Below are 23773 nucleotides of genomic sequence, written 5' to 3'. Positions count from 1 at the left end.
CCTACTGACCAACGAATGGGTTGTATTGTTTTTCATACCTTATATTTGTTTCCGGTCCATGACCAGGATAAACCATTGTATTATCAGGCAATCTATATAGCTGAGTCTTAATAGATGATATCAGGGTCTCATAAGAACCATTTGGAAAATCTGTACGGCCTACGGAATCTCTGAATAGAGTATCCCCTACAAATACAAGACCTTCCATATAATAACACACCCCTCCTGGCGTATGACCTGGTGTTTCAAGCACCTCAAGATCGATATCACCACATGTAATGTGATCACCTTGTTTAACCTCGATGATTTCCGCTTTTACCTTAATTGGCGTTGGATTGCTATAAGCACTAAGATTAAGTTCAGGATCAGATAAATACGGTACATCGCCTTTATGAATATATACAGGCACATGATAGGTGTTTACAATTTCTTGAATGCCACCAATATGATCTCCATGTCCATGTGTCAGTACAACCGCCTTCGGCTTTAAGTCATGTTTTTTTAGCGCATCTAGTACTTCAGCTGTTGCAGGATCGATAATGAAAGCTTCACCTATCGCTTTATCACCGATAACATAGCAATTTGTTCCTAGTGGACCTAAAGGCATGCGCATAAGCACTAATTGTTGTTCGCTCATTAAGCCCCTCCTTTACTACGTTGAACAGTATACACTTCACGAATACGACGCAATTTAGTCATTACGAAATCTAGTTGCGAAATATCCCGGATATCAACCACCAAATTGATGCTTACATTTTTTGTATCTTCTTGAACCTTAGCATTGATGTTAGTAATGGTGATTTTCAATTCTGAAAGCACCGCCATAACCTCCATGAGAATACCCGCTCGATCATAAGCTTGAATATCAATGCCTACGTGGAAAGATTCGCCAGAAGAACCGTCCCAAGAGACTTCTATCATCCGCTCTAAGTCTTCAGGAGAATGGCCCATGCTAGGGCAATCACAGCGGTGAATAGAAACGCCACGACCACGGGTTATGTAACCTATAATATCATCACCAGGTACAGGATTACAGCATTTTGCCATACGCACCATCACACCAGCTTCACCTTTTACGAGAACACCAGTGCCATTTTTAGTTTTCTTTTGTCCTTGAGATTTTAACTTCTCAATAATTTGCTCTGTACTGCGCTTAGATTCCTCTACCTCTTTAGACTTTTTATAAAGTTCAATTAAACGCAAGAGAACCGTGCTTACAGGAATGCCGCCATAGCCACAGGCTGCAAACATTTCCTCTTCTGTACCGGCTTTAAGTTGTTTCGTTACATGTTGTAAACGGTTGTCTGCACATAATTCTTTCCAATTATGATTCAATCGTTTCGCTTCTTTTTCAAGAGCTTCTAAGCCTTTTTCAATATTTTCAGCTTTATTTTCACGCTTGAACCAATTGCGAATTTTACTCTTACTTTCAGAAGAACCTACGATATTCAACCAATCAAGGCTAGGACGACCTGTTTTGGATGTGATGATATCAACAATATCACCATTTTGCAAGGTATAATCCAACGGCACAATTTTGCCGTTTACCTTAGCACCAACACAATGATGACCTACATCGGTATGAACTCGATAGGCAAAGTCAAGCGGTACAGAGCCTATTGGCAACTTAACAACGTCACCCTTTGGCGTAAATACAAATACCTCACCAGAGAAAACGTCTAATTTCAAAGCATTAACGAGTTCCGTTGGATTACTAGTATCTTGCCATTCAAGAACCTGGCGCAGCCATGCAACCTTTTGATCAAATTCTTTATCGCCGTTTTTATTTCCTTCTTTATATCGCCAGTGAGCAGCCACACCATATTCAGATACACGGTGCATTTCCCAAGTACGGATTTGAATCTCTACCGGTTGCCCCATCGTGCCGATAACGGTTGTATGCAAGGATTGATACATATTAGACTTCGGCATGGAAATATAATCTTTGAAGCGATAAGGCAATGGCTTCCACAAGCTATGTGCAATGCCAAGTACTGCATAACAATCAGGAATGCTATCAACAATTACACGAACGGCAAGCAAATCATAAATTTGGGATAAATCACGATTGTCCTTTTTCATCTTCTTATAAATACTGTAGAAGTGTTTTGGACGACCTTTGATATCCGCCTTAATATGGGCTTCACTTAAGGCCTTTGTAAGTTGCCTCATCGTATCATTAACAATGTCTTCCCGGACTTGGCGTTTTTGTTTCATTTGATCGACTAGATCATAGTATTTTTCCGGCTCTAAATAACGGAAGGATAAATCTTCCAACTCCCATTTCACATTGAAGATACCAAGACGATGTGCCAAAGGTGCAAAGATTTCTAGGGTTTCCTTAGCAATACGTTTTTGTTTGTCACTACGCATATGCTTTAAGGTGCGCATATTATGTAAGCGATCACCCAATTTAATAACTACGACACGTACGTCCTTCGCCATAGCTAAAATCATCTTTCGATAGTTTTCCATTTGGCGATCTTCTTTTGTTTCATACTGGAATTGGTTTAATTTTGTTACCCCATCAACGAGGAATGCTACTTCAGAGCCAAACATCTCCTCTAGGTCTTCCTTCGAGTAAGATGTATCTTCAACCACATCATGCATAAGAGCTGCCATGAGTGTAATATGGTCGATTTGTAAATGTGCCAAAATATCAGCTACAGCTAGAGGATGCATGATATACGGTTCACCGGAAGCTCTAAACTGACCTTCATGAGCCTTATCAGCAAGCTCAAAAGCTTTCAATACTTGGTCACACTCATCATCTGTTAAATACGTATGGATATACTCCATAAACTCGGCTAAGGCTTTACTTTTATCAAATGTACTTTGTTCCACCAAAGCTTTGCCTTCTTCATTTACAGTTGTCATGATGTCACCTCCTATACACTATAAGTAAGGAATGTTACGGATGTGACAAGATCTAATTTTCCTTCAATGGCGTTCCATCTAAGCATTAATTGACCATCATCACTTGTATATGCTTCAACAATGCCCAATTCTTTAAATACATCAATAGATGTTAGAGCACTGCGATTATTCTGATCTGCCGGCTTACGGCGCAATATATCTTGTTCTACATTATAAACCGATTGACTACAACCTCGCATGGACTGTTTTATTATGACATACATTTGTCTAAGCCCTTCTGTAGAAAGCTTAATCGGCTCTTCAGTCAATGGTTCAATAGCTTGAATCATGAGCTGAGGAGAAACCATACCTTGCCATTCATTCTTTTGCAAGGAAAATGCCACTTTTACCACAGTTCCCACAAAGATAGATTTAAATAAGTCTGGACGATTCCAAGCTATAGCATCTAATGTACCATTCGAAGTTTCAAATATTATCTTACAATGATTTTTTAATTGGCCCATGAGCATAATATCTTGCACGGTAGCTTCCATAATAGCAAAGACTGGCGTGCTATTGGCCATCCCATAAGGTTCAAGGTCTGATACGCGGTCAATGATATCGACATCGATATCATCAACAGGTAGTTCCGCATCAATAGCAACCACAGGAATATATTCCTCTTCTGTAATAACTGCTTTGCAATACTTGGTTAACCGTTCTCGTAACTCATCAATACGATTTGCATCGATGCTAAAGCCTGCTGCCGCAGCATGCCCGCCAAACTGTAGCAAGATATCCTCACAAGATTTTAATGCATCATATATGTTAAAGCCATCTATACTACGGCACGAGCCTTTACCAACGCCATCATGAATACTGATGACTAAGGTTGGTTTGTAAAACTCCTCTACTAGACGAGAAGCAACAATACCAATGACTCCTGGATGCCACTCTTCGCCGGCCACAATAGTTACATAATCAGCTTTATGTCCTTGATTAGCTACATCAACACGAGCCAACTCATGAATATTTCGTTCTAACTCTTGTCGTTCACGGTTCGTTTCGTTTAGTTCCTCCGCAATTGCCTCTACTATATCCTCGTCATCGGTCACAAGTAATTCAACTGCACGTGTTGCATGCGTTACGCGACCCGCTGCATTAAGACGAGGTGCTAAGGTAAAACCAATATGTCCAGATGTAATAGTTCGTTCATGAAGCCCAGCTACATCAATAAGCTTTTTAATCCCCAAGTTAGGTTCCCTATTCATCTTCTCAAGGCCTGATTTTACAATGATACGGTTCTCACCGACCAAAGGCACTACATCTGCCACAGTGCCAAGTGCAACGATATCTAAATCATCTAAGTACCATTCTCCGTGCTTTGTAAGCCACAAGGCTTGGCATAACTTAAAAGCAACACCTACTCCAGATAAGTTTTTATCCTTATATGGACAATCCTTTTGCTTATGATTTATAACGGCCTTGGCTCGTGGAATCATATCAGGCGCCGTATGGTGATCCGTAATAATCATATCGATGCGGTCTCGTACAGCCTCTACAATATCGTAAGAACTAATGCCGCAGTCTACAGTAATGACTAAAGCCGTTCCCCGTTCAATAAGGTGCTCTAAAGCCTCTAAATTGAGGCCATACCCTTCACTTTGACGTTCTGGTATGTAATAGGTAACATCGGCACCTAATTTCTTTAAAAATCGATAAAGTACTGATGTTGCAGTAATACCATCTACATCATAATCACCATAAATGACGATTGGTTTGTGACTTTCAATTGTTTCCAGAACTAGTGAAACAGCCACATCCATATCTTTTAATGTAAATGGATCTAACAAATCTGACAAAGTACCTTGTAAAAACTGACGACCTTCGTCTACATCAATGTGACGATTCACCATTAATTTAGCCACAATAGGGTTTACACCAAGTTCACGGATTAAGATATTCTCTTTCTCTTGATCACCTTTACAAAGGCGCCAACGTTTTTTCTTAATCATCATATCCCTCAGTAGTTTATAATCAATATTATTCTTGAATTCAACGTATTATCATTATCATTTTTATTTATTATACCTTAAAATGCAAATAAAATAAACTATTTTATATATTTTATTCTCATTTAAAGTTTGCTATTTTCTCAACAAGAAAGAGCCTCCCATTATCAATAGGAGGCTCCATATCAGTGAATTCCTTAGAACCGGAAGTCCCGTTCGCCGTCTTTCATCTGTGCAATATAAGCTTTAGCTTTATCTTTAACTAAATCATTTTTGATATTTTCTAACTGTTGTTCAATAACCTTAAAACCATGAGCCTTAGTTTCATCATTGCCGTAATCCATGATATATTCGTTCAATGTCATCAACGCATTTGGTTGACAACAGTTGTGAATTTGACCGGATTTTGCAAGAGCCATGAATCGATCCCCAGTTCTACCTGCACGATAACAAGCAGTACAAAAGCTTGGAACATACCCTAGGTCTAGCAACCAGTTAACGATTTCATCTAATGTACGCGTATCACTACGATCGAATTGTGCCGTATTATCTTCTGGCTTTTCTTCTTCTTTGTAACCACCTACACTAGTACGAGATCCACCACTAATTTGGGAGATACCTAATGCCAAGCCACGTTCACGCATGGATTGACTTTCACGAGTGGACATAATCATACCTGTATACGGTGTGGAGACGCGGATAAGAGCAACAATTTTTTCAAATACATCATCAGGTACAGCATTACTGAAATCATCTACATCGATATCATCCGCTGGACAAATACGAGGTACAGAAATAGTATGTGGACCTACCCCATACACAGCCTCTAAATGTTCTGCGTGCATCAACAAACCAACGAAATCGTATTTATAATGTTCCAAACCATAAAGAACACCGATGCCTACATCATCAATACCACCTTGCATAGCGCGGTCCATCGCCTCTGTATGGTAGGCGTAGTCGCTCTTAGGGCCTGTAGGATGTAAGGCTTCATAGTTTTCTTTATTATATGTTTCTTGGAATAATGTATATGTGCCAATACCAGCTTCATGTAATTTTTTGTAGTCCTCAACGGAACAAGCTGCAATATTTACGTTTACACGGCGGATTTCACCATTTTTATTTTTGATACCGTAAATCGTCTTGATGGATTCCAAAATATATTCCAGTGGATTATTAAGGGGATCTTCACCAGACTCAATTACAATACGCTTATGGCCCATTGCTTCTAACGCAATAACCTCTTCTCTGATTTGGTCTTGCGTTAATTTTTTACGTTTAATATCGCGGTTTTTGGAGTGGTACGGACAATACACACATCCATTGATACAATAGTTAGACAAGTATAACGGTGCAAATAGAACAATACGATCGCCGTAGATAGCCTTCTTGATTTCCTTTGCTAAAGCAAAAAGCTTTTCCTTATATTCAGGTAACGGACATTCTAAGAGAACTGCTGCTTCTCGGTGGTTTAATCCCTTAAATGTAGCAGCTTTCGCTAAAATAGCATCTAACAACTCCCGATTTTCCTTGTTTTCCTCTGCATAGGCAAGTGTGTCAAGGATTTCCTGATGGGAAATAAATTCTTCCGCCTTTGGGGATTTTACATCATACATAGTACTTACCTCAAATCTTTCTAGTGGCAATGCCACCCCTCTTTAGGTTTATGAAAGTATATGACAACCAGTCTTCTGGTATTTCACTGATACTGTACATAGTATACCACTATTCCTACTAAAAAGCACAGGAATTTGATACATGTAAAAAGGTTGCCACCTCATAAGAGGAAGCAACCTTTATATCATGGGAGTTTCTAATCTATATCGATTATCTATATCGAACATGACTAAAATGTATGTATGTATTTTTACACGAGATAAACCCTTACATAATAATACTAACTATATATTACAAATGTATTTAGTCCTATTGTCCCCATGTATCATACAGCTCTTTCATAGCACGTTCTTTCGCAATAATACCATGGGCCATCCACAAAGTACTATCCACTTGCAATACATGATCGGCTTTTACAGCAGGCAAATTTTTCCATAACTCATCTTTTTTAAGATTTGCCAATCGTTGGTCTGCTACACCTTGATTATTAGCACTAGAAGCACCGTAACCAGCAGAAACGATTAAATAGCCTGCATCAAGATCGGGTAATCGCTCTAAAGAAATCGCATTGTTCGTAGGGTTAAGTTCTGTTTCTAATACCATATCAGGCGGTTTAATATTAAGTAATTCAGCCATAAAGACATTCAAATCGCTTTTCATATACGGATACAATCGTATTTCTTTATTTAAAATTCTTAGAAAAGCTACGGTTTCCCCTTGCATATGTTCAGCTAAAGCTATCCTTGTTTTCTTCGCCTGTGAATAATATTCTTTCAAACGAGCTTCCCCTTTTTCAGGGACCCCAAGTGCTTTAGCAATAGTTAGTAGTGCAACTTCTTCCTTATTTACGTTGACAGAAATGGTTGGAGCAATTTTAGAAAGTGCATTATATGCCGCTTTACCATAAGAGTCACGCATAATAATCAAATCCGGTTTTAAAGCCTGAATCTGCTCATAGTTGATAGTCTTTGTTTCATCATTAATACTAAAATTTTGAACATTACGATTACTTAATTCATTATAAAGATAGCTTTTTTCATTAAAATTTGCCCCTATAAAAGATTCATCTAATGCAATCATAGGATCTTCTGTCCGAACAACCACGATACGTTTATGTTCTTTAGGCATAACTGTTGTCCCGAGCTTATGAGTGACAATAATCTTATCTCCTTCAACAGTAACAATTTTATCTGCTGCCTTTTGGATAGCCGTTAATCGCTTCTTAAACTCTTTATCAATGTCTTTCGGATCATTTGACCGTTCAAGGGCTGTTTTTACCTTATCATCAAGATTAGCATAGATGGCTTCATGAGTCATACCATTTTCCTGTGGACCACATCCTGCAATTCCCATGAGCATACAAGCCCCCAAAAGACCAGAAATTAACAAACGCTTCATACTACACCTCACGTGCCGTATGGCCATAATTTTTCATAGAATAATGAATACAGAACGGACGATCTGTCTTAGGGTCATTCATGATTGTAGAATCTACACCAAATACAACCTTCAACATTTCATTATGGAAGATAGTATGAGGCGTACCTTCGTATTGAATTTTTCCATCCTTCATGGCAACTAAATTATCGGCAAAACGAGCTGCTTCATTAAGTTCATGAATAACCATGATAATTGTCTTATTGTACGTTTTATTCAAATGTTCCACAAGATGTAATACATCCATTTGGTGAGATACATCAAGGAAGCTAGTAGGCTCATCGAGGAATAGAATGTCTGTATTTTGAGCGATAGCCATGGCAATCCATGCGCGTTGCCGTTGCCCCCCAGACATATTTGTAATGCCACGATCTGCAAACTGAAGTAATTCAGTCTCCTTCAAAGCCCACTCTACAATTTCTTTATCCTCTTTTGTAGTACGGGCAAATAAGCTGCCTTGATGCGGTGCACGACCGTACATAACAAGTTCACGAACTGTAATTTCACCAGGTGCCGTTGGATTTTGAGGCAAAATAGCAACCTTTTTTGCTAGTTCTCTACTACCATAAGAACCGATAGATTTACCATCTAGTAAGACATCGCCATCCATTGGTCGAATAATACGACAAATAGTTTTTAGTAAAGTAGATTTACCACAACCATTAGCACCAATTAATGCTGTTACCTTGCCTTCTGGAATCGTAAGATTTAAGTTCTCTATAATTTTTGTATCACCGTAACCAGTAGTTAGGTTTTTAATTTCTAATTTCATTTATATTTCCCCTTTTACGCTTTTGTTTTCGCTAGAATATACAAGAAGTATGGTGCCCCGATTAAAGCTACAATAATCCCTAAGAGGATTTCATCAGGCGCAATAATGGATCGGCCAATCCAGTCGGCAGTGACCACTAAAATAGCTCCAATTAGACCTGTTAATGGCAAGAAATAGGCATGATCGGCACCGACTAAGCGACGTGCAATATGCGGGGAAATAAGCCCTACAAAACCAATGCTGCCGCCGATAGCTACACAGAACCCAGATAAAAGAACTGCAATAATAAGGTATACAAATCTAGAGCGATTTATATGTACACCAAGCCCAATCGCCGTTTCATCAGCTAGGCTCAATAAATTTAACTCCATATAACGGGCATAAAGAATGAGTGATAATACAATGACAATTGGTGCAAGCACCCATACATGCTCCCAGGTATTACCCGAAATAGTGCCGATGGTCCAAGTATTAACTAAATAAAATTTATTAGGGTCCAAACGCGTTACGAGTAAGACTTGCAATGCATGGAATCCTGCACTCATAGAGATACCTGTTAAGATTAAACGATATGGCGAAATAATATCTCTACCGCGACAAGATAGAAGATAAATTAAAATCGCTGCCACAACAGCCCCAGCTACGGCAACAGTAGGTAATGTCCAAATTCCCCACGCCGTTGTAGAGCCTGCAAAATATACTAAAAGAACTACACCTAAACCAGCACCAGCATTTACACCTAACAAGCTTGGACTAGCCAATTCATTTCGAGATATAGTTTGAAAAATTGCACCAGACATAGCAAGGCCCATACCAATAAATACAGCCAAGATGGTGCGAACTAAACGGAAATCAAAAACTGTGAGTTTTTCTACATCATTACCACCGCCAAAGAGAATACGAATAAGATCAGATGTAGACATATCACTAAAGCCTGTATGAAGATGTCCATACATGGCACCTAACAACATGAGCGTCATAACGAAAGAGTAGGCAAAAAAGCGTTTTTTCATCTTATTTTCCTCCCTTACGATTTGCTAAATAAATAAAGAATGGAACACCGACAAGGGCAGTAATGGCACCTAATGGTGTTTCGAATGGAGGATTTACGATACGAGCTACAACGTCAGCAATCATAACAAGTACTGCACCAAAGAGTGCAGAGAATGGAATTACAAGACGATAATCGATGCCTACCAGTTTACGTGTTATATGTGGAATAACGAGACCTACAAAGCCGATCGGACCGGCTAGAGCAACAGCAGAACCGCTAAGAATAAGTACAGTCAAACCAGATAATACACGTACACGATTTAAATTACTGCCAAGACCAATAGCTACCTCTTCGCCAAAGCTTAAGAGCGTAACAGATTTAGATACGTACATGGCAATAAGAATACCAATGAGTGTCCAAGGTAATACGAGTAATACTTGTTCCATGCGAATACCACTAATGCCGCCTGCAGTCCAAAAACTTAACTCTTGTGCCACTTGGAAGTACACAACAAGCATATGTGTAACAGCCACAAATACTGCACTAATAGCCGTACCTGCAAGTGCAAGATATACAGGAGTAGCTTTACCACCTACGCGTTTAGCAAGAGCTAAAATGAACATTGTTGCCAATGCGGCCCCACCGAAGGAAAACAAAATACTTCCATTTAAGGTTAAATAAGGAAATAAAATCATCCCAACAGCTAAACCAAAACTGGCACCTGCGTTAATCCCCAAAATAGAAGGACTTGCCATAGGATTGTTGGTAACACCTTGCATCAGTGCACCTGATACGGCAAAGCTGATACCTACAACGATACCTGCTATCATACGTGGCAAGCGCAATGTTTGAACGATCATCTGACCTATACTATTAGGATCATAGTTAGTAAAGGATAAAGTAATATCATCTAGGCTGATATAGCGTATCCCAATGAAGAGTGAACCAAGAGATGTGGCAATTAAAATAGCTAAAGCCAGTATACCTAGTAGCGTAGTTTTAGCTGCGCGCCCTCCCCTTGTTTCTACGTCATAATTGCTCATAAGAACTCCTTACAATACGAAATACTATAGAATTTACTGATACATTATATCAACAATGCTCTATCTATTTCAATAATAAATCTCAGTATCATTTATAGCAATGATGCAATGTTAAAAACAAAATAAGTAAACCTTTATAACTATACAGAATTATATCCAACAATTTTTATTCCTATAATCATATATAAACATTATTTCTATAAAAAAAGAGCAGTAACCTTAAGGCTACTACTCTAAGTTATGAGTAAATATTCTGATTTGATGTACAATAAAATATATTTAAAGCACTAAATTTACCTATTTAATTGATTCCTATTATTAAAAAATGTTCTATACGCTAATTGACAAGTAATAAAGCAAGCAATCGATATAGTAGATAAACTCATAAATGTCACGATCATTTGATATTTTACAGCTTCAAGTGGAGGCATCCCCGCTAAGATAAGACCTGTCATCATTCCTGGTAAAGCCACGATTCCTAAAGTCTTAGCGCTATCCACAGTAGGTTGCAATCCAGTCTTTATAACATCTCGCACGATGGCTTTTGACGCTTGCTTAGGCGTACTTCCTAACGCTAGTTTAATTTCCACCTCTTGTTGGCGTAACTCAAAATTTGATAGCATTTGCCGATAACAAAGGCCAATTGCTACCATAGCTCCACTAATAACCATCCCTCCAACAGGAATCACCTGATAAGCAGTAAAGTTAAGCACACCTGTTAGAAGCAAAATCGATAATGTAATGCTTGCACCTACGGTTATGGCAAACCAAGAAATCCACAATGCATATGGTATTCCCTTGCCGCGTTTAGAAGAATTATAGGCTGCATTAATAGCCATAAAACCTAATAATCCGATTATGAATATAGGACTTTCAGTACTAAAAATATAAGCTAAAATAAAGCCTATAACAAATAACTGTATGGTAGCTCGTAAAGCACTTATAAAAATATCTTTCTCTAACTTCAACTCCTGCCGATAGGACATAAACATACTTATAATAACTAATATAGATGCAAGGCATAATGACATGGCTGAAATAGCATGAAATTGACTCACCGTAATACCTCCTCTTTAGCTAATGATCCATCTACAATTGTAATGCGGCGATTAGCCTTACGTAAGCTTTGTTCCTCACTATGTGTTATTGCTATGATGGTCATCCCATTATTATGAAGTTCATCGATTACCTGTTCCACGATAGCCGTGTTAACAGCATCTAATGCAGAGGTAACCTCATCTAAAAGCAATACTTTAGGTTCAAAGATAAGGCTTCGAATGAGACAAATCCGTTGCATTTCTCCACCAGATAGTTCATCATTATGGCGCTCAAGATATTCAATAGGCATATGAAGTAAATCGAAAAGATATTTGATACGAATCATATCAGGTTCCATACCTCGAATATCATAAGGGAACAAAATATTACGACGCACCGTTTTTGCAAACAAGTAAGGTCTTTGAAAGCAATAACCTACCTCTTTTCGATAACTTTCTGGATCTATAGTGGTTAAATCACGTCCATTATAAGTAATAATCCCTGAGGTAGGACTAATCAAATCACTGCATAATTTTAAAAGTGTACTTTTACCACTACCAGAAGGGCCTACAACAGTGAGATACTCTCCTTCATGTACAGATAGAGACACATCACGGATAATAGACTTTTCGTTTACAACATAGGATATATTAGATAACTCTAATAGTGCCATAATGCCTCCGATCATATTTCAAGACTCTATGATATATTTAATAATAACTTTAAATTATATTATATTATACCAATACAACTTACACCATAATAAACAATAAAAAATCCCTAGTGGAAACCACTAGGGATTAATAGTCTTGTAAACTTAAGCTTCTACAGGGTATACGCTAACTTTACGGTTATAACGACCAGCACGTTCAAATGCTACTTTACCAGGCACAAGTGCGAATAAAGTGTCATCTTTACCGATACCTACGTTAGTACCAGGGTGGAAGTGAGTACCACGTTGACGAACGATGATGTTACCGCTCTTTACGATGGAACCATCATGGCATTTAACACCAAGACGTTTAGATTCACTATCACGACCGTTACGAGTACTGGACACACCTTTTTTATGTGCGAACAATTGCAAATCAAAAGTAAACATTAACTTCACCTCCTATATTTCGTGAATTTGGACAAACTCTGGATATTGACGGCTAATTTCCTCCAAACCGAGAAGCATAGTCCCCAGAATATCCTGTCCACTCTGATTAATCGTACCAGAGAGAACTATATCACATTGACCTTCGCTATTCGTATACTCACCTTCTTGTTGAGCAATTTGGGTGAGGCCTAACATTGCCGTTGCCGATAAGGCAGACACTGCAGCACATACGATATCGAAGCCATGTTCATCATATCCTGCATGACCGGACATATGACAACCAATAACTTGACCATCACTATTCCGCTGGATTCCAATGGAAACCATAATTAAGCTTGGATAGATTCAATACGAACTTTTGTGAACGGTTGACGATGGCCTTGACGACGACGGTAGTTGGATTTAGCTTTGTATTTGAATACTAAGATCTTTTTACCTTTACCATGCTCAAGAACTGTACCTGTAACTTTTGCACCGTTTACAAGAGGAGCGCCAACTTTAACGTCGCCGTCATTCACTACAGTCAAAACTTCTTCGAATGTAACGGACTCGTTAGCAGCTGCTTCCAATTTTTCGATAGTAATTACATCGCCTTCAGCAACGCGATATTGTTTACCACCAGTTTTAATAATTGCGTACATGAGAACACCTCCTTGTTATCGAACTCGCTGAACTCGGTATCCCGACCCGAACTTCGGTCGGGCGTTTAAACCTGCTTCACGCGGATTGCAAAGTTCAGAAAACCGAACTAATACTGATATAGTATATACTATTTACACTATCATGTCAAACCAAAAACTACAGAATTCACCTAGTTTTTAACACTTATATATACAGAGCTTTAAAATTCTCCGATAATTCCAAGGTGCTGTAAGAGTATCTTTGTACCGATGAGAATTAATACACCTCCACCAACTATATCTGCATATTTTCCAACAAATTGGCCCATAAATTTACCTAAGTACACACCAATTAAAGAAATGCCAAAGGTAATAATACCAATCATGGTAGAAGCTTCCCATACATTAATAGGTAAGAACGCAAAGGTCAACCCTACAGCCATCGCATCGAGACTGGTCGCTACGGAGAGCATCACCATCTCCCAGACACCTAAAAATTGCTTATCATCGTCCTCTTCATCATCATCGCTAAGCCCTTCTCGAATCATAGCGATACCTAAATAGCCAAGAAGACCAAAGATAATCCAGTGATCCCAATCAGATATGACATCGATAAATTGACGTCCTATGAGCCAACCGATGAGGGGCATTAGGAACTGAAACAAGCTAAATAGAAAGGCCAAAGTGACCTTCCGACTATTCTCACCTACAGGCATTGTCAGCCCCTTACCAATAGATACGCCAAAAGCATCCATGGCAAGACCAATACTAATTAATACAATTTCAAATATAGACACTATACTCACCTATAAACAAACTACTTACTTATTCGGCTATAGCCATCAAGGAATATCCTTCTCGACTAATTTGTGGATTTACTACAATAGAAATCTTGCGACCTATAGACTCACCTAAATCCTCGACAATAGCTTTTGTTAAATACTGGGCCACCTCTGGATGAACTTCGATTTCTAGATTCGTTTTAATACGTCCTGATTTAAATAACTCGCGGATGCGACGCACAATCTGCATATATACAGTACGACCCGACAACATATAGCCCGTACCACCGCATTGAGGGCATGTATCAAACATCAAGGTTTGCAAGCCTTGGCGAGCTCGCTTTCGCGTCATCTCTACGAGGCCAAGCGAACTAATGCCGCATACAACGGTTTTCATTTTATCTAACTTAGCTTGTGCCCCCAACAATTTTAATAACTCTTGTTGATGTTCTTTGTCTTTCATATCAATAAAATCGATGACGATAATACCACCGATATCACGCAAGCGCAATTGACGACAGATCTCTTTTGCCGCCTCTTTATTGACTGTAAAAGCTAAATCTTCTAGCTTATTAGATTTACCAGTATAATGAGCAGAATTTACATCAAATACGGTAAGAGCCTCCGTATGATCAATACGGATTGACCCTCCAGAAGGAAGATTAATATCGCGAGAGATAAGATCTTCTAATTGCGGTTCAATATGGTTTGCTTTAAAGATAGGTGTGCTATCGCGATGACGTGTTACTTTAATTTGTTGCGATGTAGGGCCATGACCTAAGAGCTCCATCAATCGATCTTCACCCATATCGGAATCGACGATGATTTCTTCTACATTGCGATGAGCATAGTCCCGTACGAGGCGGAACCAGAAATCTGCGTCACTATATAAATCAGTACCGCTCTTAGCCACCTTAAAGCGCTTCAACACATGTTGCCATGTACGCCACAAGTAATCCATGTCACGGCCTATTTCATCAGCACTAGCCTTAGCTGCCGCAGTGCGAATAATAAAACCGCAACCTTCTTGTACATAAGGTGCTGCTAATTCTTGCAACTTTGCACGCAAGGCTTCGTCAGTAATCTTTTTAGAAATATGCATGCCTTCAGAATACGGTAAAAGCACCATAAAGCGGCCCGCCAAACTGACATCAGCAGTTACGCGAGCACCTTTACCAAGCATTTCTTCTTTCACTACTTGAACGAGAATTTGTTGCCCCACAGATAAGCGTGGCAAAATTTTCTGTTCCTTCCCTTGTTGTAAGTTCAAGTACGCATTTTGAGAGCCCCCAATATCAACAAAGGCCGCTTGCATACCATTCAATACATTCTTTACTGTGCCTTTGTACATATGATTTGCCATATGAGACTCATCGGTACGCTCCAAGACAAAGTCCACTAGCTGGCCTTCTTCATCGATAACAGCCATGCGAATTTCTTCGCGCATAACATTGACCAAAATTTTATGCATCCTATCCCTCCCTTCTTTATCAGCTAAATTATAATTAGTAATTAATCTCTAATGGCGTATAGCGACCTTCTTCGTTTTCTACCATAATGGCTTTACGATGAATTTCGTAATCTGAAGTAATAGGCCAATTATACTGTTCTTTACCAAGCTTCCATACTTCGCTAGGTTTAATAGTCCCTTGCGGATAAATACCGATGCCCATTGTAAGAGTCACCATGTCATCCTTAATAGAGGCTACGACCGGTTCTTTTACAAACTCTTTTACATCAATGGTACGAGTTTTCTTAGGTGTCACCTTTTCATAAGAAATTTCCGTTGCTTTATTAAAAGGTTTAAGTAACGCATCCCAATCTGCATTTTTATCTGTCACAGGACCTGTTACCTCATAGATAGCAAAGTTACAAATGGCCATCATCTTTTTCACCTTTTCAGGCATTTCTTTACCATCTAGGACCTCAAGACCAGGAGGCGCTACGCGGTTTAAGCGGTCCATAATAGACTCTAAACTATCATCTTCGAGCACATCCATATCGATATATTCAGCCGCTGCCGTTACGCCTAAAGCAAGAGCAGAGGAAAAGCTAATTTTCATATGAGGGTTAAAGCCTTCAGAATATGCCATTTTAATTTCTGCTCGACGTATCATACGCTCTACAGCTTGAGCATAATCAAGGTGTGACAGGAATCGTAATTCTTCGCCCTTATTTAAGGCCAAACGTAACTTTTTCAACTCTGCCACCCTCCTTATAGTCAATAATAGCTGTATTGAGCTCTGGACATACATTACAGCCCTTGCATGGAGCTCGACGACAATCGCCTGTAAGGTTAGCTGCCACCGCTTGTTCCCACTCGCGTTTTAAGAAAGCTTTACTTACAGTGCAATCTAAATGATCCCAAGGCAATGGCTCATCGAAATCTCGTGTACGACGTGCAAAATACGCAGGATCCAATCCGCAGTCAGCGAATGCTTTCAACCAAGCTTCATAGTTAAAGAACTCAGTCCAACCATCAAATTTACAACCAGCCTTCCAAGCCTCTACGAGAACTTTAGATAGTCTACGATCTCCACGAGCAAAAGCGGCTTCCATGTAGCCAGTATAACCATCATGATAGTGATAAGAAATGTTACGATTATTAATGAGAGACTTCAAGTAACGTTGTTTACGATGAATCTCCTCCACATCTTCTTGACCATACCACTGATATGGAGAATGTGTTTTTGGTACGAAGAAGGATACGCTCACCGTTACAGAACCATTACGTTTGCCTGTAATATCACGGTGCAAGTCAAGCACCTTGTACGCAAGATCTGCAATACCAGCCAAATCTTCGTCTGTTTCTGTAGGAAGCCCCATCATAAAATACAATTTAACCGTGTTCCATCCTGATTTGAAGGCATTAGTACATGCGGCTAACAAATCTTCTTCACTAACGCCCTTATTGATAACGTCACGCATCCGTTGCGTACCTGCTTCAGGAGCAAAGGTAAGACCACTCTTGCGCACTTGCTGTACCTTTTTCGCAATATCGATAGAGAAGCTATCAATACGCAATGACGGTAAGCTAACGCTAACTTGTTTATCTTTAAACTCTTCCATGAGCATATCTACGAGTTCAGGCAATTTAGAATAGTCCGCAGAGCTCAAACTCATCAAGGATATTTCATTGTACCCCGTATTGGCAATTGTATCTTTAGCAATCTGTAACAAACGTTCTGGCGTCTTTTCACGAACCGGGCGATAGAGCATACCAGCCTGACAGAAACGACAACCACGCGTACAGCCACGGAATAACTCCAATACAGCGCGGTCATGCACTATATCAAGGAACGGTACAACAGGCTTTGTTGGATAGAATACATTCTCTACATCCTCTATAATACGTTTCTCAACGGCTGCAGGTACGTCTTCAAAACGCGGCGTAATCGATTTAAAATCGCCTTGTTCGGTGTATTCTACATCATATAAAGCCGGGCAATATGTGCCAGGAATTTGGGCTACTTTACGCAAAAAGCCTTCTTTGCCACCTGGGAAGCCTTTGGCTTTTTCTGCTTTAAATAAGTCGATGAATTCATCGCCCCACTCTTCGGATTCACCGAGGGATACGATATCAAAGAAATCAGCAATAGGCTCTACATTATACGCACAAGGGCCACCGCATACAAGCAGTGGAAAATCTAAATCACGCTCCTTAGCATACATAGGAATGCCTGCTAAATCGAGCATATTTAAAATGTTAGTAAAGCTCATTTCATATTGAAGCGTAAATGCTAACACATCAAAGTCTTTAATAGGCGTACGTGTTTCTAAAGAAAATAATGGAATATTACGCTTGCGCATTTCCTCTTCCATATCGTGCCACGGTGCAAATACGCGCTCGGCTACCGCATCTTCACGACGGTTTACGAGACCATACAAAATCTTGATGCCCAAATGACTCATGGCCACTTCGTACACATCGGGAAAACCTAAAGCCATAGTTACATCAACAGTACTGTGATCTTTCACGATACTATTGTATTCGCCGCCCGTGTAGCGAGCAGGCTTTTGGACATGTTGTAACCATGACGTATCTAATTGAATCATACATCCTCCGTCTTTAATGAAAGACTTCTTTCACAATCAATCCTATGAAAGGATATTAAAATATATATTTTGTCCGCTGTCTAGCAATATTTAATAAAATGCCAATGCTCAGCATATTAGTTGTTAGCGCACTAACACCATAGCTAAGGAATGGCAACGGAATCCCCGTTACAGGCATAATACCAATCGTCATGCCTACGTTTACGAGCACTTCAAAGGCAAACATCGTACCAATCCCCGTTGCTAATAACATACCAAAATTATCATTGCAGGTATACGCTACTTGAATACTGCGATAAATAAGCATAAACAATAATAGCAATACTACAATGCATCCTACAAAGCCAAATTCTTCGCCGATTACAGAAAAGATAAAGTCCGTATGATTTTCTGGTAAAAAGTTCAACTGACTTTGAGTACCATTAAAGATACCTTTACCAAAAATCATACCCGACCCGATGGCAATCTTAGATTGAATGATATGATAGCCAGAACCGAAGGGATCAATATCTGGATTTAAAAATACTAGAATACGTTGCTTTTGGTATTCTTTCAGTACAAACCAGCCCAAAGGCATCAAGAGTAAAGTCACGCTCGCAATGATTTTTATAAGCTTAGTTTTGATACCAGATATAAAGAGCATCCCTACAAATATAGCAATATATACGAGGGATGTCCCCAAGTCAGGTTGTAAGAATACGAGAAGAATAGGAATCCCTACATATAACACTGGCATCAATAGGGATTTAAAAGTATCCAACTTGCCAATGCGCGGTTCTAACATTTTAGCCATACAGATAATCATCAATAGTTTAGAAAACTCTGAAGGTTGGATAGTAATTGGCCCCAGTTGAATCCAACGCTGTGCACCTAGTGCGGAGGTACCAACTACCATGACTGCAATTAACATAAGCATGGTAATCACATAAATCATATTCCCCCACCCTTTGAGGCGATGGTAATCTAGAAATTGCATGCCTATAACGACAGCTATATTTGCTAAAAAGAATACGAGTTGTTTTACCACTAGACTACCAAAACCGATAGCTTCATGATTCACATGGGTAGCACTACCAATAGCTGTAAGACCAATTCCGACAAGTAATATAGTACATATGATGATAGTCCAATCGCTATCTGTCCATATTTTACGCCACATCATATCACCTATTTCAACTTGCTACGGCGCCACAAGCTTTGTTTTCCTTGCACCAATAAGCGCTGCGTGGTCCAACCACCACGATTAATGTAATGAACATTGTTAGAATCCTCAAAAATAGACTCACCTACCGTTGCAAGACTTGGTGTGCTATCTTGCTGCTTCGATGCTTTTTTCTTAGTTACATAAGCATCGAAGTGCTTTTGTACATCGTAGTCTTCCCAACAATCACCGGTAGTTACATAATCAACAAGAGGTGCTAACATAGCTTTTAGTTCACTAGAAACAAATTCTAACAAACGACCATCTTGTGTATAGGTCAAAATATCCTCATCATAAGGAATTATAGCCCCTACATATTCAGCGCGAAGGACTTCTAACATATCATATAAATGGATATCCTCTCCATCGATAGGTACTGCATTAAAAGCAATAGCATAATCACGAATATTATGTTCTTGACATACTTGAATCATGCGTGCCCCATTACGCAAGGGTACCCATAAAGGATGCGTCACCACGATGCAGCGATTTACTAATTCTAAAATAGACTCTATGCCCTTACCGATACCAGCAGGAGCATCAATTAAAATATAGTCATATGTCTCAGAGAGGCGACGAACTAATTTTTTATATTTTTTACGACCTATATCTTCCCAACGAGCACTTTGGCTAGCTGGTAGAAAATCTAAGTTTTCAGCAATTGATACGATGGCATCATCCATATAGTCTTTATCTTCGCTCGCATCTAATGCGTCGTAAATAATTTCATTTGCCACTCCTAACACAAGGTCTAAATCGCGCAATCCAAAATCTCCATCACAGAGCAATACGCGATGCCCTGCATTGCTTAAGGCTGAACCCAAGCAAGTGGTAATCGTAGTCTTACCTACGCCCCCCTTACCGGATACAACGCCGATTATCTCGCCCATACTAATCCTTTCTTGGTTGTCCACTAGTTACCGCATTCTGAGGTTTTTGCCCTTTATTAATACTTGTCCCCGTAGCAGTTTCCTTATTGCTCTTACTATTTGTATCATTAGATTTCTTATTCACTGGTACATTGAAGTACGCAACTAATATATCTCTTACGATAGGCCCTGCAGAGCCCGCACCAAAGCTACCTTGCTCAACAAGTGCAACCACTACAATTTGTGGCTTATCATATGGTGCATAAGCTACAAACCAGCCGTGGTCTCTGCCATGTGCATTCTCTGAAGTACCTGTTTTACCAGCTACATCAATAGGGAATCCTTTAAACAACTCCCCTGCTGTACCACCTTCATTAGTAACGTCACGCAAGCCTTCGCGAACAAGATCCATAATATTTTTTGGTACAGGTAAGATACCGAGCTTGTCTGGGCCAAAGATTTCTTTTGGCGTGCCATCCTTATTATCAATACGGCTCACCACATATGGGCGGTATTTAATGCCACCATTTGCTACTTCACTGAGCATAACAGCCATTTGTAATGGTGTCACCAAAGTAAAAGACTGACCTATGGCCGCATCAAAGGTTTCACCTAAATACCAATCTTCATCATACACTTTGCGTTTATAAGCAGGACTTGCCATATTACCAGAGGCCTCACCAACAAGATTGATGCCTGTCTTTTCGCCAATACCAAAGTAGCCAGCATATTTTACAAGTCCTTCTATGCCAACGCGATTGCCCATTTCATAGAAGTAAACATTATCTGATTTTGCAAGAGCTTTATTAAAGTTAAGCCACCCTAATGCTTCACCTTCTGCATTTCGTTTATCGATAAGCCAATGTTTACCACTATCAAAAATCATTTCTTCAGGGGTAACCTTTTTAAGATCTAAAGCCGCCGTACCTGTAATAATCTTGAACGGAGAACCTGGTGGATATTCACCAGAAATAACCTTATTATCAAATGGATGATTCTTATCGTTATTCAATTGATTCCACTGTGCCGTTGTAATCCCTTTCGCAAACCAGTTAGGATTAAACTCAGGGGCGCTGACCATGGCCAAAATGGCACCCGTATTTGGATCCATTGCTACTACAGCAGCTCCTTGAGCTGGAATGCCTTGGGCACGCAACTGTTCTAATTGATTCTTAACAGCTTCTTCAGCAGCCTTTTGTAGATTTGCATCTATTGTCAAATGGATATTAGATCCAGGCACTGTATGCTTTCTATCTACCTCCGCAACCGGTCGGCCTGTAGCATCAACCTCTACCTGTTTACCACCATCAGTGCCACGCAAGATGGAATCATATAGTTTTTCAAGACCAGAACGGCCTAAAATAGTACCACCACTAATAAGGGTATTTGGATCTTGCTGTTTTAGCTCTTCTAATTCTTCTTCGCTCACTTCACCCACATAACCAAAGAGCTGAGAAGCCATCGTTTCATATGGATAATAGCGAAGTGGTTCTACATCTATGGTAACACCTGGTAATTCATGACGATGCTCTTCGATGGTTGTAACTACATCCATAGAAATATCATTAGCAATACGAATTGGCTCATAACCATATTTATGATCATTTACCTTTTTTGTAATATCTTCTGGTTTAATTTTCAGCAAAGTTGCCAACTTAGCAACTTCACCTTCGTCTAGAGCCTTCCCCGTAGGCAAAATGGAGATAGTGTATGCCGGTCTAGAACCTACTAAGATCTGACCATTTCGATCGTACATAATACCACGAGCAGCTGTCATGGATACCATGCGCAAACGGTTGCCTTCTGCCTTAGCTTGGTAATAACCACCAGACAAGATTTGCAACGACATCAGGCGTAATGCCAAGACTATAAATATGCCGGCTACAATGTAAAAGAGTACATCAAAGCGATTCGTTTTTCTTCGTTTATAGAGGCCTTCAAGCACTCTTTCACCCCCTTAATCCTTACCAAATATAACCTTGTTGTTCATCATCTTTACGCCATAACAAACCATGCACAATAGCACCTAACAAGCCATTCCAGAACATCACGGGTAATACCATATGCCACAAGTATAATCCAAAGTGCAAATCGCCACCACTAGCTAATATCATAAAGCTACGAATAACGCCATCTAGTAGCGTACAAATAGCTACTATACCGCTAGACCAATACCAGCGTTCTTCATAGATACGATGCTTTACGGCAGATAGTAGGTATACCACAATTACGTAAGGGAATAGATGGAGCCCAAAAAAGTTAGATATCAATACATCATGTACGATACCCCCAACAACAGCGGATATCAGCCCCATACGACGACCTTTAAATAAAGTAATCATAACAATTATCGTCAAAATTAAGTTTGGTAACCAATTTGTATGGAAAATAGTAGGCAATAATTGCGCCTGTATAAAATATATTAAAAATCCAGAGAGAGCTAAAGCTAGACGCATCATTGTTTAACGGCCCCCTTTGCACCCTCTACTTGATCTCGTTGTGTTTGAGGCACAAGTTTAGGTTCAAGTTCTGGTTTTTGTGGTGCACTTAGAGAAGACGAGGTAAGCACAAAAACTTCTTCTAAACGATGAAAATCTACACTCGGTGTGACTACCGCATTTTTAACAAATCCTTCCGAATCATTTTCGATTGATTGCACGTTGCCAACAGGTAAACCTTTCGGATAAATTCCGCCATATCCAGAAGTAATCAACTTATCACCTACCAATACATCACCATCGCGAGCAATATTTACCATAGATGGTGTACGAGGTGTATTGCCATTACCTTTTACAACGCCAGACAAACGAGATTCAGGTCGTTGTACAAGGATACCTATTGCGCTACGCGGATCAAGAATGGTTTGAACGCGAGCAGAATGCGGATATACATCTGTAATAAAACCAACAACACCACTAGGTACAACAACAGCCATATTAACTGCCATACCTTCTTCACTCCCTTTATCAATGGTGAAAGTATTTGTCCAAGTACCGTAATCCTTTGTAATGATACCTGCTAAGGTCATGGAGAATTCTGGATGGCTACTCTTATAGTTTAAAAGCTGACGAAGGCGAATATTCTCTGCCACTACTTCATCGTAGTTAACTACCTTTTGTTCCAATGTAGCTTTACGAGATGCTTCCTCTTCGCGTTCGATAGTAGAGAAAATAGCATTATTAAGTACTGTAAAGCTAGTTTGGACGCCCTCTAATAAACGAGCTGACCCATAAGAGAAAGGCGTTGTAATTCCTTCAAGGGTAACCGTAACAAAGGGAATACTAGTCCGTTGCTTCCACGCAAAGCCGAGCAATGCCATTAGGATACAACCAATGACAACGATGATAATTAACTTTTTATCTGACTGTATCATG

Annotated in this window: 22 protein-coding genes; all 22 read right to left on the bottom strand. The window is 39.6% G+C overall.

What is annotated here, in order from left to right; genetic code table 11:
• Position 1: 1 nt before the first annotated feature.
• Positions 2–637: an MBL fold metallo-hydrolase gene (locus tag DWV85_RS00845; protein WP_123137825.1), complete on the bottom strand. Its 636-nt coding sequence runs from the start codon at positions 635–637 to the stop codon at positions 2–4.
• Positions 637–2877, bottom strand: a complete 2241-nt coding sequence (locus tag DWV85_RS00840; protein WP_004696424.1) for a bifunctional (p)ppGpp synthetase/guanosine-3',5'-bis(diphosphate) 3'-pyrophosphohydrolase — start codon at positions 2875–2877, stop codon at positions 637–639. Before DWV85_RS00840 ends, DWV85_RS00845 begins: the two co-directional genes overlap by 1 nt.
• Before the next feature lie 11 nt (positions 2878–2888).
• A complete protein-coding gene (recJ, locus tag DWV85_RS00835; protein WP_123137824.1) occupies positions 2889–4871 on the bottom strand; it encodes a single-stranded-DNA-specific exonuclease RecJ in 1983 nt (660 codons plus the stop codon).
• A 194-nt stretch (positions 4872–5065) separates the two neighbouring features.
• Positions 5066–6484, bottom strand: coding sequence for a [FeFe] hydrogenase H-cluster radical SAM maturase HydG (hydG, locus tag DWV85_RS00830; RefSeq protein ID WP_123137823.1), 1419 nt, complete (start codon positions 6482–6484; stop codon positions 5066–5068).
• A 310-nt stretch (positions 6485–6794) separates the two neighbouring features.
• Positions 6795–7883: an ABC transporter substrate-binding protein gene (locus DWV85_RS00825; RefSeq protein WP_123137822.1), complete on the bottom strand. Its 1089-nt coding sequence runs from the start codon at positions 7881–7883 to the stop codon at positions 6795–6797.
• Between the two features lies 1 nt (position 7884).
• On the bottom strand, positions 7885–8694 hold the full coding sequence (locus DWV85_RS00820) for an ABC transporter ATP-binding protein (RefSeq protein WP_123137821.1): 810 nt from the start codon (positions 8692–8694) through the stop codon (positions 7885–7887).
• Between the two features lie 14 nt (positions 8695–8708).
• Positions 8709–9707 carry an iron ABC transporter permease gene (locus tag DWV85_RS00815; protein WP_004698530.1) on the bottom strand — a complete coding sequence of 333 codons (999 nt, stop codon included), beginning with the start codon at positions 9705–9707 and terminating at the stop codon, positions 8709–8711.
• Between the two features lies 1 nt (position 9708).
• The gene (locus tag DWV85_RS00810; protein ID WP_024061979.1) at positions 9709–10731 is read right to left on the bottom strand and encodes an iron ABC transporter permease; all 1023 of its coding nucleotides are present in this window, start codon (positions 10729–10731) and stop codon (positions 9709–9711) included.
• 293 nt (positions 10732–11024) lie between these two features.
• Positions 11025–11789, bottom strand: a complete 765-nt coding sequence (gene fetB / locus DWV85_RS00805; protein WP_101928415.1) for an iron export ABC transporter permease subunit FetB — start codon at positions 11787–11789, stop codon at positions 11025–11027.
• Positions 11786–12442 carry an ATP-binding cassette domain-containing protein gene (locus tag DWV85_RS00800; RefSeq protein WP_119563216.1) on the bottom strand — a complete coding sequence of 219 codons (657 nt, stop codon included), beginning with the start codon at positions 12440–12442 and terminating at the stop codon, positions 11786–11788. Before DWV85_RS00800 ends, fetB begins: the two co-directional genes overlap by 4 nt.
• 144 nt (positions 12443–12586) lie before the next feature.
• Positions 12587–12871 carry a 50S ribosomal protein L27 gene (gene rpmA, locus DWV85_RS00795; protein ID WP_004696430.1) on the bottom strand — a complete coding sequence of 95 codons (285 nt, stop codon included), beginning with the start codon at positions 12869–12871 and terminating at the stop codon, positions 12587–12589.
• 12 nt (positions 12872–12883) lie between these two features.
• Entirely contained in the window at positions 12884–13198 is a 315-nt protein-coding gene (locus tag DWV85_RS00790) for a ribosomal-processing cysteine protease Prp (protein ID WP_004698521.1), read from the bottom strand.
• 2 nt (positions 13199–13200) lie between these two features.
• Positions 13201–13512: a 50S ribosomal protein L21 gene (gene rplU, locus DWV85_RS00785; protein ID WP_004698652.1), complete on the bottom strand. Its 312-nt coding sequence runs from the start codon at positions 13510–13512 to the stop codon at positions 13201–13203.
• 200 nt (positions 13513–13712) lie between these two features.
• On the bottom strand, positions 13713–14288 hold the full coding sequence (locus DWV85_RS00780) for a manganese efflux pump MntP family protein (RefSeq protein WP_123137820.1): 576 nt from the start codon (positions 14286–14288) through the stop codon (positions 13713–13715).
• Positions 14289–14316: 28 nt separating this feature from the next.
• The gene (locus DWV85_RS00775) at positions 14317–15744 is read right to left on the bottom strand and encodes an Rne/Rng family ribonuclease (RefSeq protein ID WP_123137819.1); all 1428 of its coding nucleotides are present in this window, start codon (positions 15742–15744) and stop codon (positions 14317–14319) included.
• A 34-nt stretch (positions 15745–15778) separates the two neighbouring features.
• Positions 15779–16474: a TIGR03936 family radical SAM-associated protein gene (locus DWV85_RS00770; protein WP_123137818.1), complete on the bottom strand. Its 696-nt coding sequence runs from the start codon at positions 16472–16474 to the stop codon at positions 15779–15781.
• Positions 16446–18329 carry a TIGR03960 family B12-binding radical SAM protein gene (locus tag DWV85_RS00765; protein WP_123137817.1) on the bottom strand — a complete coding sequence of 628 codons (1884 nt, stop codon included), beginning with the start codon at positions 18327–18329 and terminating at the stop codon, positions 16446–16448. The genes DWV85_RS00770 and DWV85_RS00765 overlap by 29 nt, the downstream gene beginning before the upstream one ends.
• A gap of 55 nt (positions 18330–18384) precedes the next feature.
• Positions 18385–19488 (bottom strand): rod shape-determining protein RodA, encoded by a 1104-nt coding sequence (gene rodA / locus DWV85_RS00760; RefSeq protein ID WP_004698715.1) that lies wholly within the window; start codon positions 19486–19488, stop codon positions 18385–18387.
• Between the two features lie 8 nt (positions 19489–19496).
• Positions 19497–20420, bottom strand: a complete 924-nt coding sequence (locus tag DWV85_RS00755; protein ID WP_123137816.1) for an AAA family ATPase — start codon at positions 20418–20420, stop codon at positions 19497–19499.
• A gap of 1 nt (position 20421) precedes the next feature.
• Positions 20422–22344, bottom strand: coding sequence for a penicillin-binding protein 2 (gene mrdA, locus DWV85_RS00750; RefSeq protein ID WP_123137815.1), 1923 nt, complete (start codon positions 22342–22344; stop codon positions 20422–20424).
• Between the two features lie 19 nt (positions 22345–22363).
• Positions 22364–22858, bottom strand: coding sequence for a rod shape-determining protein MreD (gene mreD, locus DWV85_RS00745; RefSeq protein WP_004698677.1), 495 nt, complete (start codon positions 22856–22858; stop codon positions 22364–22366).
• The gene (gene mreC, locus DWV85_RS00740) at positions 22855–23772 is read right to left on the bottom strand and encodes a rod shape-determining protein MreC (RefSeq protein ID WP_004698531.1); all 918 of its coding nucleotides are present in this window, start codon (positions 23770–23772) and stop codon (positions 22855–22857) included. The genes mreD and mreC overlap by 4 nt, the downstream gene beginning before the upstream one ends.
• Between the last annotated feature and the right edge of the window lies 1 nt (position 23773).

This window comes from Veillonella sp. AF13-2 (genome assembly GCF_003603295.1).
GTDB classification, from domain to species: Bacteria; Bacillota; Negativicutes; order Veillonellales; family Veillonellaceae; genus Veillonella; species Veillonella parvula_E.
The sequence above is the reverse complement of the archived record's forward strand: the minus strand, read 5'-3'. Positions and strand labels throughout refer to the sequence as shown.

Coding starts and splice junctions, on each gene's coding strand:
- DWV85_RS00845 (WP_123137825.1), bottom strand. CDS start 637: ATGAGCGAACAACAATTAGTGCTTATGCGCATGCCTTTAGGTCCACTA.
- DWV85_RS00840 (WP_004696424.1), bottom strand. CDS start 2,877: ATGACAACTGTAAATGAAGAAGGCAAAGCTTTGGTGGAACAAAGTACA.
- recJ (WP_123137824.1), bottom strand. CDS start 4,871: ATGATTAAGAAAAAACGTTGGCGCCTTTGTAAAGGTGATCAAGAGAAA.
- hydG (WP_123137823.1), bottom strand. CDS start 6,484: ATGTATGATGTAAAATCCCCAAAGGCGGAAGAATTTATTTCCCATCAG.
- DWV85_RS00825 (WP_123137822.1), bottom strand. CDS start 7,883: ATGAAGCGTTTGTTAATTTCTGGTCTTTTGGGGGCTTGTATGCTCATG.
- DWV85_RS00820 (WP_123137821.1), bottom strand. CDS start 8,694: ATGAAATTAGAAATTAAAAACCTAACTACTGGTTACGGTGATACAAAA.
- DWV85_RS00815 (WP_004698530.1), bottom strand. CDS start 9,707: ATGAAAAAACGCTTTTTTGCCTACTCTTTCGTTATGACGCTCATGTTG.
- DWV85_RS00810 (WP_024061979.1), bottom strand. CDS start 10,731: ATGAGCAATTATGACGTAGAAACAAGGGGAGGGCGCGCAGCTAAAACT.
- DWV85_RS00800 (WP_119563216.1), bottom strand. CDS start 12,442: ATGGCACTATTAGAGTTATCTAATATATCCTATGTTGTAAACGAAAAG.
- rpmA (WP_004696430.1), bottom strand. CDS start 12,871: ATGTTTACTTTTGATTTGCAATTGTTCGCACATAAAAAAGGTGTGTCC.
- DWV85_RS00790 (WP_004698521.1), bottom strand. CDS start 13,198: ATGGTTTCCATTGGAATCCAGCGGAATAGTGATGGTCAAGTTATTGGT.
- rplU (WP_004698652.1), bottom strand. CDS start 13,512: ATGTACGCAATTATTAAAACTGGTGGTAAACAATATCGCGTTGCTGAA.
- DWV85_RS00775 (WP_123137819.1), bottom strand. CDS start 15,744: ATGCATAAAATTTTGGTCAATGTTATGCGCGAAGAAATTCGCATGGCT.
- DWV85_RS00765 (WP_123137817.1), bottom strand. CDS start 18,329: ATGATTCAATTAGATACGTCATGGTTACAACATGTCCAAAAGCCTGCT.
- rodA (WP_004698715.1), bottom strand. CDS start 19,488: ATGTGGCGTAAAATATGGACAGATAGCGATTGGACTATCATCATATGT.
- DWV85_RS00755 (WP_123137816.1), bottom strand. CDS start 20,420: ATGGGCGAGATAATCGGCGTTGTATCCGGTAAGGGGGGCGTAGGTAAG.
- mreD (WP_004698677.1), bottom strand. CDS start 22,858: ATGATGCGTCTAGCTTTAGCTCTCTCTGGATTTTTAATATATTTTATA.
- mreC (WP_004698531.1), bottom strand. CDS start 23,772: ATGATACAGTCAGATAAAAAGTTAATTATCATCGTTGTCATTGGTTGT.